The organism is Grimontia indica, assembly GCF_000333895.2.
Classification (GTDB): domain Bacteria; phylum Pseudomonadota; class Gammaproteobacteria; order Enterobacterales; family Vibrionaceae; genus Enterovibrio; species Enterovibrio indicus.
The window spans coordinates 1-2294 of record NZ_ANFM02000094.1 but is presented as its reverse complement, the minus strand read 5'-3'; the positions used below and the strand labels follow the sequence as shown (position 1 = coordinate 2294).

Below are 2294 nucleotides of genomic sequence, written 5' to 3'. Positions count from 1 at the left end.
TCGTTATCGTCGTCATCGTCATTCGGGTTCGACAGTCCATCCCCGTCAGCGTCTTCCGCGCGGTCATCGACACCGTTGCCGTTCACATCGTTACCGCCGAGCTCATCATTGGCATCGAGCTTACCGTCGCCGTTTGAATCGAAGGCAGCAAAGTCGTAGCCATGCATGTCGAAGGCAGTACCATCATTGGCGGCATTCTGGCTTTCCAAATCAAGGTAATCCGGAATGCCATCGCCGTCTGAATCCGGGGCTGGGTTCACTGAGCCCTGAAGATTGATGGCGTCAACTTGAAGGTTTCCGTCGGCATCAACCAGACCCGCTTCAATCACATCCGGGATGGTGTCATTGTCAGAGTCCAAATCGAGGTCGTTGGTGACACCATCGTTATCTGCGTCCTTAGAAGCGCCTGAGCCTGAGAGCGGAGTAAGTTCAATGCCAGACAGTTGAATTGCCCCGCTGTAGAAGCTGGTATCAAGGTAGAAGTCAGGCGTATCTCCACTGTAATTAACTGAACGGACAAGTGCGCCATTGCGATAGTACACAATGGTGCCGTTATTCACTTCCAGCGCCAGATCATCACCCGCTACGACCGTGCCAAAGCTGCCGATATACGCGCCACTTTCGTAGATGTAGAGGGTTGTGCCTGCGATATAGAAGGCGTAATCAATATCGGTATAGCTCGCTGAGCTTTCAGTATTGCCCAGCCCGAACATGTTGTAGGTACCAAGCGCATCAACATGGAAGTTCAGACGGTAGTTATCCGTGAAGCCATAGCTGGAGAAACGGGCTGAGTTCGCTTGATAGCTCCAGTTTCCGCCGTTGGCAGACAGAACACCGTTAGAGAAGCTGGCTCCGTAAAGCACGGGCCAGTCAACGATATCTGCCTGAGTGCGGGATTCCAGCTCATCTGAAAGGCCATCATTGTCTTTGTCGATATCACTGTTGTCACCAACACCATCGCCATCGGAATCCGTGGTTTCAGACGCGTCATTCGGGAAAGCATCAGCATTATCACCAGCACCGTCTCCGTCTGAGTCAGCGGTCTCGGTGGCATCGTCTGGGAATGCGTCACTGTTGTCGCCGATACCATCACCATCGGTGTCTGTGGTTTCAGTAGCATCTGTTGGGAAGGCGTCACTGTTATCGCCAACGCCGTCACCATCCGAATCTGTGGTTTCGTTCGGATCGAATGGGAAGGCATCGTAGATATCTAACGTGCCGTCGTTATCGTCGTCATCGTCGTTCGGATTTGAGAGTCCATCGCCGTCCGCGTCTTCCGCGCGGTCATCGACACCGTTGCCGTTCACATCGTTACCGCCGAGCTCATCATTGGCATCGAGCTTACCGTCGCCGTTTGAATCGAAGGCAGCAAAGTCGTAGCCATGCATGTCGAAGGCAGTACCATCATTGGCGGCATTCTGGCTTTCCAAATCAAGGTAATCCGGAATGCCATCGCCGTCTGAATCCGGGGCAGGGTCGACAGTGCCTTGCTGATTTACTGAGTCGACTTTCAAGTCGCCATCAGCATCGGCTAAACCGGCTTCAATCACGTCTGGGATGGTGTCGTTATCAGAGTCCAGATCGACGTCATTGTTGACGCCATCCTGATCGGCGTCAGCGGATACACCGCTACCGGACATTGGCGTGAGGCTAATATTGCTCAGGCGAATTGCGCCATTGTAAAAGCTGGTATCAACGTAGAAGTCCGGTGTTTCTCCGCTGTAGCTTACTGTGCGGATTTCCTCGCCGTTACGGAGATAACGGATATTGCCGTTGTTAACTTCCAATGAAAGCGTATCGCCAGTAGCGACACTGTTCGCGCCAAAGTTGCCACGGTATGAACCGCTCTCATAGATATAGAGCGTGGTGTTCACGATGTAGAAGGCGTAATCAATATCAGGGTAATTTGCGCTGCTTTCAGCATTACCTAAGCCAAACATATTGTTGCTGCCCAGCGATTCAACCGTGAAATTCAGACGATAATTATCACGGTAGCCGTACTCAGAAAAACGTACTGAGTTCGCCTGATAGCTCCAGCTTCCGCCGTTAGCAGACAGAACACCGTTCGAGAAGTTGGCTCCATAAAGCACAGGCCAGTCAACAATGTCCGCTTTGGTACGCAGTTCTAACTCATCCGCAAGACCGTCGTTGTCACGATCGATATCCGAATTATCACCCACACCATCACCGTCAGAGTCTGTGGTTTCAGAGGCATCGTCCGGGAAGGCATCGGCATTATCGCCTACACCATCACCGTCAGTGTCTGTGGTCTCCGATGCATCTTGTGGGAATGC

The 2294-nt window shown here is 52.3% G+C and carries 1 pseudogene; it reads right to left on the bottom strand.

Annotated features, from left to right (window positions below):
* Positions 1 to 2294, bottom strand: a pseudogene (locus D515_RS26050) (hypothetical protein); the annotation flags it as partial.